Source organism: Agrococcus sp. TF02-05 (assembly GCF_017565345.1).
Taxonomy (GTDB): Bacteria; Actinomycetota; Actinomycetes; order Actinomycetales; family Microbacteriaceae; genus Agrococcus; species Agrococcus pavilionensis.
Window position 1 is genome coordinate 38,897 of sequence record NZ_JAGEKO010000011.1, and the last position, 14,732, is coordinate 53,628.

At 73.2% G+C, this 14,732-nt stretch carries 14 protein-coding genes and 1 tRNA gene; 4 read left to right on the plus strand and 11 right to left on the minus strand.

The window, feature by feature from the left end:
• The gene (locus tag JQT67_RS12125) at positions 1-1,107 is read right to left on the minus strand and encodes an ABC transporter permease (RefSeq protein WP_208064981.1); all 1,107 of its coding nucleotides are present in this window, start codon (positions 1,105-1,107) and stop codon (positions 1-3) included.
• The gene (locus JQT67_RS12130) at positions 1,104-2,132 is read right to left on the minus strand and encodes an ABC transporter ATP-binding protein (protein ID WP_208064983.1); all 1,029 of its coding nucleotides are present in this window, start codon (positions 2,130-2,132) and stop codon (positions 1,104-1,106) included. Before JQT67_RS12130 ends, JQT67_RS12125 begins: the two co-directional genes overlap by 4 nt.
• A 137-nt stretch (positions 2,133-2,269) precedes the next feature.
• Here JQT67_RS12130 and JQT67_RS12135 point away from each other — a divergent pair, with 137 nt between their 5' ends.
• From JQT67_RS12135 to JQT67_RS12145, 3 genes are read left to right on the plus strand one after another with little or no spacing between them, the layout of a single operon-like run.
• Positions 2,270-3,211 (plus strand): DMT family transporter, encoded by a 942-nt coding sequence (locus tag JQT67_RS12135; protein WP_208064985.1) that lies wholly within the window; start codon positions 2,270-2,272, stop codon positions 3,209-3,211.
• Positions 3,212-3,259: 48 nt separating this feature from the next.
• Positions 3,260-3,769 (plus strand): hypothetical protein, encoded by a 510-nt coding sequence (locus JQT67_RS12140; RefSeq protein ID WP_208064987.1) that lies wholly within the window; start codon positions 3,260-3,262, stop codon positions 3,767-3,769.
• Between the two features lie 49 nt (positions 3,770-3,818).
• The gene (locus JQT67_RS12145; RefSeq protein ID WP_021011482.1) at positions 3,819-4,412 is read left to right on the plus strand and encodes a dihydrofolate reductase family protein; all 594 of its coding nucleotides are present in this window, start codon (positions 3,819-3,821) and stop codon (positions 4,410-4,412) included.
• Positions 4,413-4,453: 41 nt separating this feature from the next.
• Here JQT67_RS12145 and JQT67_RS12150 read toward each other — a convergent pair.
• From JQT67_RS12150 to JQT67_RS12185, 8 genes are all read right to left on the minus strand, one after another.
• A tRNA-Gly gene (locus tag JQT67_RS12150) sits at positions 4,454-4,527 on the minus strand.
• Positions 4,528-4,600: 73 nt separating this feature from the next.
• Positions 4,601-6,064 carry a cell wall-binding repeat-containing protein gene (locus tag JQT67_RS12155; RefSeq protein WP_208064989.1) on the minus strand — a complete coding sequence of 488 codons (1,464 nt, stop codon included), beginning with the start codon at positions 6,062-6,064 and terminating at the stop codon, positions 4,601-4,603.
• A gap of 194 nt (positions 6,065-6,258) precedes the next feature.
• Positions 6,259-6,591 (minus strand): GNAT family N-acetyltransferase, encoded by a 333-nt coding sequence (locus tag JQT67_RS12160; RefSeq protein WP_208064990.1) that lies wholly within the window; start codon positions 6,589-6,591, stop codon positions 6,259-6,261.
• A gap of 39 nt (positions 6,592-6,630) precedes the next feature.
• Positions 6,631-7,509, minus strand: coding sequence for a TerC family protein (locus JQT67_RS12165; RefSeq protein WP_208064992.1), 879 nt, complete (start codon positions 7,507-7,509; stop codon positions 6,631-6,633).
• Positions 7,510-7,564: 55 nt separating this feature from the next.
• Positions 7,565-8,614, minus strand: coding sequence for a biotin/lipoate A/B protein ligase family protein (locus JQT67_RS12170; RefSeq protein WP_208064994.1), 1,050 nt, complete (start codon positions 8,612-8,614; stop codon positions 7,565-7,567).
• A gap of 10 nt (positions 8,615-8,624) precedes the next feature.
• Positions 8,625-9,647, minus strand: a complete 1,023-nt coding sequence (locus JQT67_RS12175; protein ID WP_208064996.1) for an alpha/beta fold hydrolase — start codon at positions 9,645-9,647, stop codon at positions 8,625-8,627.
• Between the two features lie 9 nt (positions 9,648-9,656).
• Positions 9,657-10,544: an alpha/beta hydrolase gene (locus tag JQT67_RS12180; RefSeq protein WP_208064998.1), complete on the minus strand. Its 888-nt coding sequence runs from the start codon at positions 10,542-10,544 to the stop codon at positions 9,657-9,659.
• Positions 10,545-10,554: 10 nt separating this feature from the next.
• Complete coding sequence (locus JQT67_RS12185) at positions 10,555-11,145, minus strand: TetR family transcriptional regulator (RefSeq protein WP_307864330.1); 591 nt, start codon at positions 11,143-11,145, stop codon at positions 10,555-10,557.
• Positions 11,146-11,207: 62 nt separating this feature from the next.
• Here JQT67_RS12185 and JQT67_RS12190 point away from each other — a divergent pair, with 62 nt between their 5' ends.
• Positions 11,208-12,095: an alpha/beta fold hydrolase gene (locus JQT67_RS12190; RefSeq protein ID WP_208064999.1), complete on the plus strand. Its 888-nt coding sequence runs from the start codon at positions 11,208-11,210 to the stop codon at positions 12,093-12,095.
• Positions 12,096-12,101: 6 nt separating this feature from the next.
• Here JQT67_RS12190 and JQT67_RS12195 read toward each other — a convergent pair whose 3' ends face one another.
• Positions 12,102-14,360: an excinuclease ABC subunit UvrA gene (locus JQT67_RS12195; RefSeq protein WP_208065001.1), complete on the minus strand. Its 2,259-nt coding sequence runs from the start codon at positions 14,358-14,360 to the stop codon at positions 12,102-12,104.
• Positions 14,361-14,732: the final 372 nt, after the last annotated feature.

Here is a 14,732-nt window from a genome sequence, read left to right on the forward strand (position 1 = left end):
TCATGCGATGCGGCTGCCCGGCGCGAGCGTGCGAGCGGGAGCGCGCACGGCGCCGATCGCACCCCATACCGCGAGCGCCGCGAGCGCGAGGTGGATGGCGAGCCCGACGAACCAGCTCGGCACCGTGCGCTCGTAGACCTCCTCGGCCGTCTCGCCCTGCCACGCCCCGCTCGGCAGGATCTCGGGGCACTCCTCCTGCACCGGCTCGAGCTGGGCGTAGCGCACGCCGCTTGCGATCTGGCCGAGCAGGTCGTCGGGGTAGCCGCTCGCGTCGAAGTGCGGCGGCACGGCGTCGGCGAGGATGACGTAGGGGTTCGCGGCGAGCAGCGGCCACACGCGATCGGGCCGCGGCACGGTCGTCTCGAACGTGCGATCGGTGACGCGGCACGTCGTCGCATCGGTCGTCTCGTCCCAGTCCCACTCGACCTCGTTGTAGGTCTCCTCGCTCTGGAAGGCGATCGTCGCGACGCCGAAGCCGATGAGCGTGCCGACGCTGAAGAACGCGACGACGAGGTAGGTGACGACCGTCGAGAGCACGGGCCGGCGGATGAGCCCGGAGAGCCCGACGCCGATCGCCGAGACGACGCCGATCTCGACCACGACGACCGGGATCGCGATCGCGACGGCCTCGATGCGCAGCCCGCCGAGCATCGCCGAGCCGAGCATGAACGGTGTGCAGACGAGCAGGAACCCGAGCGAGGCGATCCACGCACCGAGCACCTTGCCGAGCACGAGCTGCCCGGCCGTCACCTGCGTCACCTGGGTCGCGGCGAGCGTGCCGCCGTCGCGGTCGCCGTTGATGGCGTTGCCGCTCAGCGCGGGAGTCACGAGCGAGGTGACGAGCATGACGAGGAAGATCGTGGTCGAGAAGATCGCGCCGCCGAGGTCGCGCTGGTAGCCGGCGAGCGACAGGAACAGCACGACGATGACACCGCCGACGACGAGGCCGACGACGACGAGCAGCACGTACCAGGCCACGCTCCGCACGCGCTGCGCGAGCTCGAGCCGCACGACCACGCCGAGCATCCGCAACCACGCCCCGAGCCCGCGCGCGGGAGGCTGCACGGGCGCCGGCGCCTCGGGAGGAAGCGTCGCTGTCTGGCTCATCGGCGGCCTCCCGCGAGTCCGAGGTAGGTGCGCTCGATGTCGCCGACGGCGGGCGCGAAGTGGACGATCGGCACGCCCGCGGCCACGAGCCGCTGCAGCAGGTCGGCGGCGTGCTCCTCGCGGTCGAGCGCGATGAAGGCGACGTCGCCCTCGAGCCGCACGCGGTCGAAGGCCACGCCGATGCTCGCGAGCTGGTAGCTCAGCGCCCGCGGGTCGAGCGCGCGCACGCGCCACTCGCGAGCCGCCTGCCGGGCGAGCACGAGCCGCTCGCCGCCGACGACCTCGCCGCGGTCGACGAAGACGGCGTCCTGCGCGATCTCGTCGAGCTCCGAGAGGTCGTGGCTCGAGATGAGCACGGTGCCGCCCGCGGCGGCAAAGCCGCGCAGCAGCTCGCGCAGCTCGACGCGCGAGGTGGGGTCGAGACCGGCGGCCGGCTCGTCGAGCAGCAGCACGCGCGGGCGGTGCACGAGCGCGCGAGCGAGCCCGAGCCGCTGCTGCTGGCCGCGCGAGAGCACGCGGCTCGGCCGGTTCGCGAGCTCCTCGAGCCGCGCCTGCACGATGAGCTCGTCGGCGCGATCCCGCGCGACGCGCTCCGGCAGCCCGTGCAGGCGCCCGACGGTGACGAGGATCTGCCGCGGCGAGAGCGTGCGCCACGTGCCGAGCACGTCGGGCATCCACCCCATCGCGCGGCGCACGGCCCGCGGGTCGCGCACGGGGTCGGCGCCCGCGACGCGGATCGTGCCGGCGTCGGGGGCGAGGAGCGACGCGAGCATGAGCATGAGGGTCGTCTTGCCCGCGCCGTTCGGGCCGATGAGCCCCGTCACCCGGCCGGGCTTCGCGTGGAAGGTCATGGCGCGCACCGCGTGCACGCCGCCGAAGCTGCGCCGGAGGCCGTCGACCACGATGCCGTCGGCGGCGAGGTCGACGCCGTCGTGCGGGCGCGCGGGGTCGATGGCGACCGGGTCGACGAAGACGGGGGATGCCGGCAGCGGCTCGGGCGCGCCGGGGCTCGCGGGCGCGCTCATCGCGGGCGCCGGCGGCAGGAGGGACGATCCATAGCCACATCCTGGGGCTCGCGCCACAGGAGCGGAACAGGCTCGCCCGAAGATCATCCTCGAGCGTGACGCGGCGGCGCGGCGGATCGCGGTCCTACCCTGGAGGGGTGCCCGCCTCCGCCCGCTCCCTCCTGCGCGGGATCCCGACCGGCGGGCTGCTCGTGGGCGTGCTGCTCGTGCTCGGCTCGATCGCCTCGGTGCAGCTCGGCGCGTCGATCGCGAAGACGGTGCTCGACCGCATCGACCCCGCCGGCCTCACGCTCCTGCGCCTCGTCTTCGCCGCGCTCGTCGTCCTCGCGATCGCGCGCCCGCGCATCCGCTCGTGGAACGCCGCGGCGTGGCGCTCGATCGTCTTCCTCGGGCTCACGCTCGCGGGCATGAACCTGCTGTTCTACCTCGCGCTCCCCCGCATCCCGATCGCGGTCGCGGTGACGGTCGAGCTGCTCGGTCCGCTCGTGCTCGCGCTCGTGCAGTCGCGGCGGGCGGTCGACTTCGCGTGGGTCGGCGTCGCGGCCCTCGGCGTCGGCGTGATCGGCGTGCAGTCGATCGGCGGCGACCTCGACCCGGTGGGCGTGCTGCTCGCGCTCGCGGCGGGCGCGTGCTGGGCCGCCTACATCCTCGCCTCGGCGCAGGTGGGGCAGCGGGTGCCGGGGGTCGGCGGGCTCGCGGGTGCGCTCGTCATCGCGGCCGTCGCGGTGCTGCCCTTCGGGCTCCTGGGCGCGATCGACGCGGTCGCCGCCGACCCGAGCGTGCTGCTGCCGGCGTTCGGGATCGCGATGCTCTCGAGCGCGATCGCCTACGGCCTCGAGCTGCTCGCGCTGCGGCGCGTGCCGACGCGCGTGTTCGGCATCCTCATGGCGCTCGAACCGGCGTCGGCGGCGCTGTTCGGCTTCCTCGTCATCGGCGAGCTGCTGACCGGTTGGGACCTGCTCGCGATCGCGCTCGTGATCATCGCCTCGGCGGGCGTCGCGCTCACCGCCGCGCGCGCGAGGCGCGAACCGCCGCCCATGACGGGGCCGAGCGGGCTGCAGCTGCCGCCGCTCCCCTGAACCGCCCGGGGCGGAGACGGCGCGCGTGCCGCCTGCCACGATGGATGCGTGGAGGGGCACGACGACGACGCGGCACGCTGGGCGCCGCCCGAGCGCCGTGCGGCAGCGGGTGCAGGCGGCGACGGTCGCGCCGAGCCGGATGCCCCGTCGGCGGCCGCACCGTGGACGCGCGGGATCCGCCCGCCGCGGGAGCCCGCCGACGCATCCGCCCCGCTGGACGCGGGGCCCGTGCCCGTGCCGGAGCTGCCGTGGGAGCCGCCGCCGGAGCTCGAGCGGCGCGCGCGGCGCGAGCCGCGCATGTGGCCGATCGCCGTCGGCGTCGCGGCGCTCGCGGTGCTCGCGTGCATCCCCCACTGGGTCGCGCCGACCGTGGCGATCATGGTCGCGCTCGTGGGCATCCCGGTCGCGTGGGGCTTCCGCCGCATCTCGCACGGGCGGCGGCGCGTGCAGTACGTCGTCGTGGTGCTGACGCTGCTGCTGACGGTCGCGCTCTCGGTCGTCGCCCCGCTCCTCTGGCTGCGGCTCGGGGTGCTGCAGCCGCTGCAGCTACCGAGCTGACGGGAACTCGAGCATTGACGCGCGCGGGCTCGGCGAGCAGGGTCGGCGCATGGCCACGATCACCGCGACCGAGAGCATCACGCTCGACGGCGTCATGCAGGCACCCGCCGCGCCCGAGGAGGACACGAGGGGCGGGTTCGCGCACGGCGGCTGGGCGGCGCCGTTCGCGAACGACGAGCAGCTGGCGATCATGGGCGAGGGCATGGCGACGACGAGCGGCATGCTCCTCGGCCGCCGCACCTACGACGACGTCGTCGGGCACTGGCTCTCGGCGCCCGAGCCGAACCCCTTCGGCGACTTCCTGCGGCGCACGCCCAAGTGGGTCGCCTCGCGCTCGGGCGCGCCGGTCGCGCATCCCTCGTCGACGCTGCTGCACGGCGAGGCGGTCGAGACCGTCGCGCGGCTCAAGCAAGAGGTCGACGGGGAGCTCTCGATCCTCGGCAGCGGCGAGCTCGTGCGGGCGCTGCACGCGGCGGGGCTCGTCGACCGCTTCGTGCTGCTCGTGCACCCCGTCACGCTCGGCAGCGGCACGCGACTGTTCGGCGAGGGGCCGCGGCGCGACCTCGAGCTGCGGCGGGCGGACACCACGAGCACCGGCGTGGCGATCCTGCAGCTCGCGGTGCGGCGGGCGGCGACGGCCTAACGAGCGGACACGGCGAAGGCCCGGTCGTCGACCGGGCCTCGTGGAGCGGATGACGGGAATCGAACCCGCGCTATCAGCTTGGGAAGCTGAAGTTCTGCCATTGAACTACATCCGCAGTGCCGCTCTCGCAGCGCCCCCATCGTACGACACCTCGACCGGCCGCGCATCGGAGGGCCCTCACGCGGCGGTCAGCCGCAGTGCTCGAGCGCCGCGACCCCCGCACCGAGGTCCGCCTCGGTGCCGAGCAGGACCACCTCGCTCGGGCGGTAGGTGCTCTCGAGCATCGCGAGCGTGCCGGCCGGCACGCACGATGGGGCCGTCAGCAGCAGCGGTCCCACGCGGTTCGCGAGCGCGGCGGCCGCGAGCGCGTCCGGGAAGTCGTAGCCCGGGGCGAGCAGCACCGTCTCCCGCTGGGCGACCGAACCCCGTCTGGCCGCGAGGACGTTGGTCGCGAAGCGGTCGCTGCCCGCGAGGCGCGAGGGCCGCAGGGCCGTTGCCTCGATGATCGAGCGCTCCGTCGCGATCGAGACCGACGGCGTTCCGCCGGCGATGGTGATCGAGACGAGGCTGCGCTCGCCGAGGAAGTCGCGCAGCGCCGGCGCGAGCTCACCGGGCGGCGTCAGCAGCACCGGCGCGCCCCTCTGCGCGGCGATCGGGGCGGCGCTCAGCGCATCCGCGAAGCGGGAGGCGACGAAGGCCTCCGCCGAGCCGGGGAACGCGTCGCGCGCGATCGCGGCGCTCGTGGCGTAGCGGTCGGCACCCGCGATGCGGTCGACCTGCGCGAGCGGCACGAGCTCCCGGACGGCGGTCTCGACGCCCGCCGAGATCGCGCCGTATCCGCCCACGACGACGACCCTCGCGGGAGCGAGTCGTGCGAGCTCTTCGCCGACGGCCGCCGGCAGCTGCTCGCGCTGCGTCAGCAGCAGCGCGCCGCCCGGCTGGGCCGCCGCGGGCGCGGCGCTCAGCGCATCGGCGAAGGCCTCGCCCGAGACGAGGTAGGCGGTCTGCACCGTCGCCGGGTCGTTGTAGCGGCGCGAGAGCAGCACGGCGGATTCGAAGCGATCGGCGCCCGCGACGCGCGACACCGTCGGCCCGGTCGGCACGGGCGGCGCCGCCGGCTCGACGCTCGCCGCGGCCTCGGCGCCGATGGCATCGAGCCACGCGCGCACGTCGACGAAGGCGTCGATCGCATCCGGGTCGCGGTAGAGCCCGAAGTGCACGGTGCCGTACATCTTGCCCTCGTCGCCGATCGCGATGCCGACGCCCATGACCGTGTAGTCGCGCGTGAGCGCCGCCTCGTGCGACGGCGACGCGATCCACTGGTCGACGAGGCCGAGCGCGTCGCGATCCCAGCGCGATGCGATGATCTCGCCCTCGCGCGAGGAACCGCGCGGGAGGTGCGAACCGGGGTCGGGGCTGTGGGCGAAGACCCCCGTCTCGGCCATCTCGAGGCTCCACTCGAGCGAGCCCTCGGAGATCTCGGGCGAGAACAGCAGCGGCTCGAGGTCCTTCGCCGCGCGGTAGGCGTTGATGCCGTCGAAGACGGCGGCGACGCGCTCGATCTGCGCCGGCACCTCGGGCGGCTCGACCGCCGGCGTCGGCGCGGCGGCGATGACGCCGATGCCTACCATCGCGGCGGTCAGCACCGCCACCAGCTGCTGCTTCAAGGGAGTCCCCCGGCCCGTGTCGGCCGTCCTCGTCGACGGCGCGCACGGGCAACGTAACACCGTCCGCGCTGTCCCCCAGCGCTCTCGGCGACTCTTGAGCCAAGCCTGTTCGAAGGCGCCGAGGCCCAGCATCCGCTCATGGCGCGATCAGCCGCTCGCGCCTCCGGCGCAGCGCGCGGCTACGCCGTGGACGGCTTGTACGGATGCGCGACGACGTCGGCCTGCTCGGGGTGCTTCTCGAGCCAGCGCTGCACGAACGTGCACTGCGGCACGATGCGGCGACCCGCCTCGCGCGCCTCCGCGATCGCGAAGGCGGCGAGCGCGCTGCCCACGCCGTGCCCGCCGAACGCCTCGCCGACGACGGTGTGCTGGAGCGTGCGCTCCCCCGCCTCCTCGTCGTCCGCGTAGGAGAGCACGCCGGCGAGCTGGCTGCCGATGTGCGCCTCGAAGCGCGAGCGGTCGGAGTCGTCGCCCACGACGACGTGGGTGCCGGGCGCTGCAGGTTCGGTCATGCCGCCCATCCAACCCTGCGGGCGGATGGGCGACAAGGCTCAGGCGCCGCCGTCCCGTCGCGCGTCGTCGCCGACCGGCGCCTCGGCGCTCGCCGCGGCCGCCTGGGAGCGGGTGAGCGGGCCGAGCGGCACGCTGCCCCGCACCGGGCCGGCGTACGTGCGCAGGTGGAGCCGCACGGCCTCGTCCTTCGCGCCCTCGCGCTTGCGTCGGCGCGCCGCCGCCGCGAGGTTGAGGCCCTCGACGAGCACCGCGAACACCATCGGGCCGTAGATGAACGCCTTGTCGATGTGGAAGCCGAAGCCCTCGGCGATGAGGAAGACGCCGATGAGCAGCAGGAACGACAGCGCGAGCATCTTGACCGTCGGGTGGCGGTTGACGAACTCGAAGATGTAGCGCGCGGCGAAGAGCAGGATGCCGAAGGAGATGACGACCGCGCTGATGATGACGATCATGTTGCTCGTCATGCCGACGGCGGTGATGACCGAGTCGAGCGAGAAGACGAGGTCCATCGCGAGGATCTGCGCGAGCACGGCGCCGAACGTCGCCTTGGCGGCGTTCGAGCCGTGCGACTCCTCCTCGCCCTCGAGCTTGAGGTGGATCTCGTGGATCGCCTTGTAGAGCAGGAAGCCGCCGCCGCCGATGAGGATGAGCTCTCGGCCCGAGAAGCCCATGCCGAAGACGGTGAAGAGGTCGTCGTTGAGCGTGATGATCCAGCCGGCGAGCAGCACGAGACCGACGCGCATGACCATCGCGAGGGTGAGCCCGAGGGTGCGCGCCTTCGCCTGCTGCGACTCGGGCAGCTTCGCGGCGAGGATCGAGATGAAGATGACGTTGTCGACGCCGAGGACGATCTCGAGCACGAAGAGCGTGAGGAAGATCGCGAGGAGGTCGGGCGTGAGCGCGAGTGAGAAGTCCATGGTGCGATGATCGTAAGGCCGGGTTCCTGCGGATCGGCCCTCGGGCCCGCCGGACTCACGGCACCCGGTGGAGCCACTCCTCGGTCGCGAACTTCGAGCGGATGCGCTCCTCGGCCTCGGCGAGCTCGGCCTCGGTGAGCGCGCCCTCGGTGCCGCCGTAGAGCCGGCGGAACGTGCCCTTGAGCGCCTCCTGCACCTCGGCCTTAGGCATGCCGGTCTGCGACTTGAGCGGGTCGACGCGCTTCTTCGCGCTCGTCGTGCCCTTGTCGCTCAGCTTCTCTCGCCCGATGCGCAGCACCTTGGTCATCTTGTCGGCGTCGATGTCGTAGGACATCGTCGCGTGGTGCAGCACCGCGCCGGAGGCGAGCCGCTTCTGCGCGGCGCCGCCGATCTTGCCCCGCGCCGACGTGATGTCGTTGAGCGGCGCGTAGTACGCGTCGATGCCGAGTCCCTTGAGCGCCTCGATGACCCACGCGTCGAGGAACGCGTAGGAGTCCTGGAAGCTCATGCCCTGCACGAGGTCGCCCGGCACGTAGAGCGAGTAGGTGATCGCGTTGTCGGGCTCGGAGAACATCGCGCCGCCGCCCGTGATGCGGCGGATGACGGGGATGCCGTGGCGCTCGGCGTTCTCGGGGTCGACCTCGTTGCGGTACGACTGGAACGAGCCGAGGTAGACGGCGGGCCCCGCGAGGTTCCAGAAGCGCAGGGTCGGCCCGCGGGAGCCCGCGCCGACGGCCTCGGTGAGCACCTCGTCGAGCGCGACGTGCACGATCGGCAGGCGCGGCTCGTCGTCGATGATCGTCCACTCGTAGTCGCTGAACGAGCTCGCGTGCTGGAGCGCGCGGCGGATCGCGACGCCGACCGACTCGGGCGTGAAGCCGAGCAGCACCGCGTCCTGCGGCAGCGCCCGCTTGATCGCCTCCCCGATCTCGGCGGCGGTCGCGGTGACGGGCAGGCCGTCGACCGCGGCGTCGATCGTGCCGAGCGCGTCGTCGGGCTCGAGGAAGAAGTCGCCCGCGAGCCGGAAGCCGGCGATGCGGCCGTCCTGCTCCTCGAGGTCGACGACCACGAGCTTGCCGCCGGGGACCTTGTACTCGCCGTGCATGGCCCTCAGCCTAGGCGGATGCGCGTCTCGAGCGCGGGCCGGCGGAGCGCGGCGCGCGCAGCGTGGCCGTCGCCCACGCGCGCATGACGCCGTACGCCTCGGCGCGCGGCTCGGGCCACGAGAGGAACACGTCGTGGATCGCGCGGTCGATCCGCGCGATCGTGACGACCGAGCCGATCCGCGTCGCCGCGCGCGCGATGTCGTCGACCGTGAGCACCGAGTCGGAGCTCGTGAGCTCGTCGACCCACCGGAACGGCGGCGTCGAGCGCGCCGAGAGCAGCACGAGCGCGGGGCAGCCGACGTCGACGCCGGCCGCGATCCGCTGGTGACCCGCGAGCACGGCGTTGAGCCAGCCGGGGAGGATCGCGAAGGCCTCCGCCGGCCGCCAGCGCTCGCGCCCCTCGGCGGTCGGGAGCGAGCCGATCTCGCGCTGCGCTCGCGCGTAGGTGCTCAGCTCGATCGCGGGCGGTGCGCTGAGCGGCGCAACGCGCGCGTGCGCGCGCAGCAGCGGCGCGATGGCCTGCCGCGCGAGCGCGCCCGTCTGCAGCTCGAGCCACGGGCTGTTGAGGATGAGCGCGGCGGCGACGCCGGGGTGTCTCGCAGCCCAGAGGGTGAGCGTGAGCCCGCCGGTCGAGTGGCCGAGCAGCACGAGGCGGCGGGAGCGCAGCTCGCCGTCGTGGCCGATCGCGTCGAGCGCCGCCGCGATGTCGGCGTCGTAGGCGTCGAGCGAGTCGACGTAGCCGGGCGTCTGCCCGTCGCGCAGCGACCGGCCGTACTTGCGCAGGTCGAGGGCGTAGAAGCGCGCGCCGAGGTCGTTCCAGGACTGCGCGAGCTCGGCCTGGAAGAAGTAGTCGGACCAGCCGTGCACGTACAGCACGTCGACGTCGCGGAGCGGTCCGAGCATCCGCTGCCCCCACCCCGGCAGGCGGCGCACGAGCGTCGCGACGACCTGCCCCTCGGCATCGTCGCCGAGCGGGAGCGTGCGCTGCTCGAACGGGGCACCGAGCACGTCGGGGATCCACGGCTCGGCCACCTCGACAGCCTAGGCGCCGGGCGTCTCGATCCGAGGCTCGAAGAGGCGCTCGTCGAGCCACGCGGTGAGGTCGTCGAGCACCTTCTGACGATTGATCTCGTTGAAGATCTCGTGCCGCGCGCCGGGGTAGATCGTGAGCGTCACGTCGTCGAGGCCTCCGCGCCGGCGGTAGGCCTCCGCGAGCCGCCGCATCGACTTGGCGCCGCCGAGCGAGTCGTCGGAGCCGCCCGCGATGAGCAGCGGGATGGGCGGCTGGATGCGCTTCGGCACGCCGTAGAGGCGCGTGCCGTCGGCGACGCCGAAGAGCGGGAGCACCTTCGCGGGGAAGGTCAGCGGGTCGTCGACGAAGGCGCTGACGATCGCGGGATCGCGCGAGAGCCACTCGTAGCCGGTCGAGCCCAGGTGCGCGTGACGGGCGTTGAGGTCGCCGGCGTTCATCCAGCCGGGCACGCGGTAGGCGGTGCCGCTCAGCACTGCCGCGTCGACGAGGTCGCTGCGGCTGTTGAGCAGGATCTGCGTCGAGAGCGAGCCCCACGAGTGCCCGACGATCGCGATCGGGATCGTCGTGTGCTCGGCCCGCATGCGCTTGAGCACGTTGACGAGGTCGCCGACGACGGCGCGCATGCCGCCGGGCCCGAGCCGGCCGAGCTTCGTGAGGTCGCCGCCCTGCTGCTCGACCCCCGTCGCGCCGTGCCCGCGCTGATCGATCGCCCACACCGCGTAGCCCGCCTGCACGAGCCGCTGCGCGACGTGCTCGTAGCGCAGCGCGTGCTCGCCGAGGCCGTGCGCGATGAGCACCGCCGCCTTCGGCCGGCCCGGCTGCCACTTGTAGAGGTGGATCGTGACGCCCTGGAGGTCGACGAACGTCGACTCGTCGCGGAGGGCGGTGATCTGCATGCCGCGGAGTCTACGTCGACTGCTCGGGAGCCTCCGGCATCGCGGCCGGGCGGGTGGCTGGGAGCGCGAGCGCGCCGCGCACGACCACCTCGAGCAGCGGCCGGGGATCGCGCTCGTCGTGGCGCGCGATCCGGTGCAGGATGACGCCTTCGCTCGCGGCCATGAGCGCCTCCGCTCCGGCCGCGGGATCGGCCGCGCCGACCGCGCGCATCGCGGCTACGACGACCTCGACGTACGCGGCGCGAGAGGCGCTGATCCTCGAGCGCAGCCGCTCGTCGCGATCCGCCTCGAGGAAGAGGGCGAGCCGCGCCGCCGTGGCGGTGCGCAGCGCTCCGGTCACGAGCTCGATCGCTCGCGCGGCCTGCTCGACGAGCTCCTCGACGGTCGTCGCATCCATCGGCCGCATCCCCTGCAGCTCCGCCGCGACGAGCCCGTCGGACGCGCCGTCGATCAGCGCGGCACGGGTGCGGAAGTGGTTCGACGTGGAGCCCTGCGGGAGGCCCGCCCGCTCGTCGACCCGGCGATGCGTGAGCGCCCGCGCACCCTCCGTGCCGAGCAGCTCGAGCGCTGCGGCGACGATGCGTTCTCGAGTCGAGGTCACGATGCCACTGTAGGACTACATCCGTAGTGGCGTGTCTACTATAGCCGTAGTACCGTGCGGCCATGACGACGACGACCACCGCGCCCATGCCGCAGCTGGCAGGCGCGACGCACCGACGCATCCGGGTCGGCGATCTCTCGATGCACGTCGCGGAGGCGGGTCGCGGCAGGCCCGTGCTGCTGCTGCACGGCTCCCCGCAGCACTGGTTCGAGTGGCGGCGCGTCGTGCCCGAGCTGGCCGGCGACCACCGGCTGCACATGCCCGATCTGCGTGGGGCCGGCTGGAGCGAGTCGCCCCGGCACGGGTTCGACGTCGACTCGCAGCTGCACGACGTCCTGGGCCTGCTCGACGCGCTCGGCGGCGAGCCGCCCGTGCTCGTCACCCACGACTACAGCGCCTTCCTCGGCTGGCGCATCGCGTTCGACCACCCCGATCGCATCGCGGGGCTCGTCGCGCTCGGCTCCCCGCACCCGTGGACGCGGCCGACCGGCGCGATGCTGACGCAGCTGTGGCGCGTGTGGTTCCAGCCGGTGCTCGCGACGCCCGGCGTCGGCGCATGGAGCGCGCGAACCGGCAAGCAGCGCATCGTGCGCTACATGCTCGACTGGCAGCGCGAGACCTTCGACGAGGCCGAGCAAGAGGCGTTCCTCGCCGTCTGGCGTGATCCCGAGAAGGCGCGCGGCCTCTCGGCGATCTACCGTCGGCTCATCCTGCCCGGCATGGCGGCGATGAGCCGCGGGGCGTGGGACGGGCGCCACCTCGCGCTGCCCACGCGCATCGTGCTCGCGGGCGAGGATCCGGTGCTCACCGAGGCCACGCTCGGGCCCTGGCGCGGCACGGCCGCCGACCTGCGGATCTCGACCGCCGAGGGCTCGGGCCACTACATCGCGAACGACCGGCCGGATGCGGTCGCCGACGCGGTGAGGGAGCTCACACGCCTGATCGACTGAGCCGCGTCACACCGCCGCGAGCCGCTTCGCGAGGTGCCGGCCGGTGAGCGAGTCGCCGGGCTCCGTCGCGAGCGCGATCGGCGTGCCCTCGAACACGACGCGTCCGCCCTGCGCACCCGCGCCGGGCCCGAGGTCGATGAGCCAATCGGCGCGCGAGACGACGTCGAGGTTGTGCTCGATGACGATGACCGTGCGCCCGGCGTCGACGATGCGGTCGAGCAGCCGGATGAGGTTGTCGACATCGGCCATGTGGAGGCCCGTCGTCGGCTCGTCGAGCACGATGACGTCGGCGGTCGTGCCCATCTCGATCGCGAGCTTGAGCCGCTGCCGCTCGCCGCCCGAGAGCGAGGTGAGCGTCTGCCCGAGCGTGATGTAGCCGATGCCGACGTCGACCAGCCGGCCGAGCATCGGGCGCACCTGCTTCTCGGTGAAGAAGCCGGCGGCCTCCTCGATCGACATGTCGAGCACGTCGCCGATCGACTTGCCGCGCAGCTCGTACTCGAGCACCTCCGCCGTGAAGCGCCGACCGCCGCACAGCTCGCACGGGGTCGTCACGCCGGCCATGAACGCGAGGTCGGAGTAGATGACGCCGAGGCCCTTGCACTCGGGGCACGCGCCCTCGGAGTTCGCCGAGAAGAGCGCGGGCTTGACGCCGTTCGCGGTCGCGAAGGCCTTGCGGATGGGCTCGAGGATGCCCGTGTAGGTCGCGGGGTTCGACCGCCGCGAGCCCTTGATCGCCGATTGGTCGACGAACGCGACGCCGTCCCGCGGCAGCGAGCCGTGGATGAGCGACGACTTACCCGAGCCCGCGACCCCCGTGACGGCCACGAGCACGCCCGTGGGCACATCCACGTCGACGCCCTGCAGGTTGTGCTCGCGCGCGTCGCGGATCTCGAGCCGGCCTGCGGGCGTGCGCACCTCCGCCTTCAGCTGCTGCCGGTGCTCGAGGTGCTCGCCCGTGCGCGTGCCCGAGGCCCGCAGCTCGTCGAAGGTGCCCTCGAACACCACCCGGCCGCCGTGCACGCCGGCGCCCGGGCCGAGGTCGAAGACGCGGTCGGCGATCGCCATCACCTCGGGCTTGTGCTCGACGACGAGCACGGTGTTGCCCTTGTCGCGCAGCCGCCGGAGCAGCTCGTTCATGCGCTGCACGTCGTGCGGGTGGAGGCCGGCGGTCGGCTCGTCGAAGACGTAGGTGACGTCGGTGAGCGCCGAGCCCATGTGGCGCACCATCTTGGTGCGCTGCGCCTCGCCGCCCGAGAGGCTGCCCGCGGGGCGGTCGAGCGAGAGGTAGCCGAGGCCGATCGCGTCGAAGGTCTCGAGCAGGTCGACGAGCTTCGCGCGCAGCGGCGCGGTCGCGGCGCCGCCGGCGTCGGGCGGGATGGCGGCGACGAAGGCGGCGAGGTCGGTGAGCTGCATCGCGGTCGCCTCGGCGATCGTCACGCCCTGCACGCGCACCTCGCGCGCGGCGGCGTTGAGCCGCGAGCCGCCGCACTCAGGGCACGCCTCGAAGGTCGCGGCGCGCTCGACGATCGCGCGGAGCGTCGGCTTCATCGAGTCGACGTCCTTGACGAAGACGCTCTTGCGGAGCTTCGGGATGAGGCCCTCGTAGGTCATGTTGAAGCCGGCGAACGCGACCTTCCGCTCCTCGCCGTGCAGGAAGGTGTGCAGCTCGTCGTCGGTGTAGTCGGCGATCCGCTTGTCGGGGTCGAGCAGGCCCGAGTCGGCGTAGATCTTCCAGTACCACGTGCCGACGCCGTAGTTCGGGAAGTCGATCGCGCCCTCGTTGAGGCTCTTCGAGCGGTCGACGATGACGTCGACGTCGATGGTCGAGACGCGGCCGAGGCCCTCGCACGCGAGGCACATGCCGCGCGGATCGTTGAAGGAGAGCATCACCGACGACTCGAGCCGCGGCGTGCCGACGCGCGAGTAGAGCACGCGGAGCATCGTGTACGCGTCGGTCGCGGTGCCGACGGTCGAGCGCGAGTTCGCGCCCATCTGCTCCTGGCTGACGAGGATCGCCGCGGTGAGCCCCTCGAGGCTGTCGGCGTCGGGCTGGGGCGACGGCGGCATGAAGCCCTGCACGAACGCGTCGTAGGTCTCGTCGATGAGGCGACGCGACTCGGCCGCGATCGTGCCGAACACGAGGCTCGACTTGCCGGAGCCGGAGACGCCGGTGAAGACGCTCAGCTGCCGCTTGGGGATGTCGACGTCGACGCCCTGCAGGTTGTTCTCCCGCGCGCCACGCACCGCGATGTGCTCGATCACGCAGCGAACCTAGCGCGCACCGCCCACGCGGGCGAGGCGCCCTTCGCGCAGAGTGCCGGCACTTTGCGCGAAGGGCGCGGACCGCAGAGTGTCGGCACTCTGTCGTTCTCGACGGGCGCGGACCGCAGAGTGTCGGCACTCTGCGGCCCGGGAAGCCGCGCTCGTCTTGGCGCGGGGTGAAGATACTGGGATCTTTCGCGCGGCGGGATCAGCCGCTCGGGTCGGCTCGGCGCGTAGCGTCGGGAGCGGTTCGGCACCTTCGACCCCTCGGCCCCGCTCGCCACCGCGAGCCTCCCGGCCCCGCGAGAGCCCGCTCGGCGACCCGCCCGACGCGATGGCGACTCACACCTCGCATCACTCCTGCCGAAACTT

What these genes read in the sequence shown, in the direction of transcription:
- JQT67_RS12125 (WP_208064981.1), bottom strand. Translation starts at nt 1,107, where the DNA reads ATGAGCCAGACAGCGACGCTTCCTCCCGAGGCGCCGGCGCCCGTGCAG.
- JQT67_RS12130 (WP_208064983.1), bottom strand. Translation starts at nt 2,132, where the DNA reads ATGAGCGCGCCCGCGAGCCCCGGCGCGCCCGAGCCGCTGCCGGCATCC.
- JQT67_RS12145 (WP_021011482.1), top strand. Translation starts at nt 3,819, where the DNA reads ATGGCCACGATCACCGCGACCGAGAGCATCACGCTCGACGGCGTCATG.
- JQT67_RS12160 (WP_208064990.1), bottom strand. Translation starts at nt 6,591, where the DNA reads ATGACCGAACCTGCAGCGCCCGGCACCCACGTCGTCGTGGGCGACGAC.
- JQT67_RS12165 (WP_208064992.1), bottom strand. Translation starts at nt 7,509, where the DNA reads ATGGACTTCTCACTCGCGCTCACGCCCGACCTCCTCGCGATCTTCCTC.
- JQT67_RS12170 (WP_208064994.1), bottom strand. Translation starts at nt 8,614, where the DNA reads ATGCACGGCGAGTACAAGGTCCCCGGCGGCAAGCTCGTGGTCGTCGAC.
- JQT67_RS12180 (WP_208064998.1), bottom strand. Translation starts at nt 10,544, where the DNA reads ATGCAGATCACCGCCCTCCGCGACGAGTCGACGTTCGTCGACCTCCAG.
- JQT67_RS12190 (WP_208064999.1), top strand. Translation starts at nt 11,208, where the DNA reads ATGACGACGACGACCACCGCGCCCATGCCGCAGCTGGCAGGCGCGACG.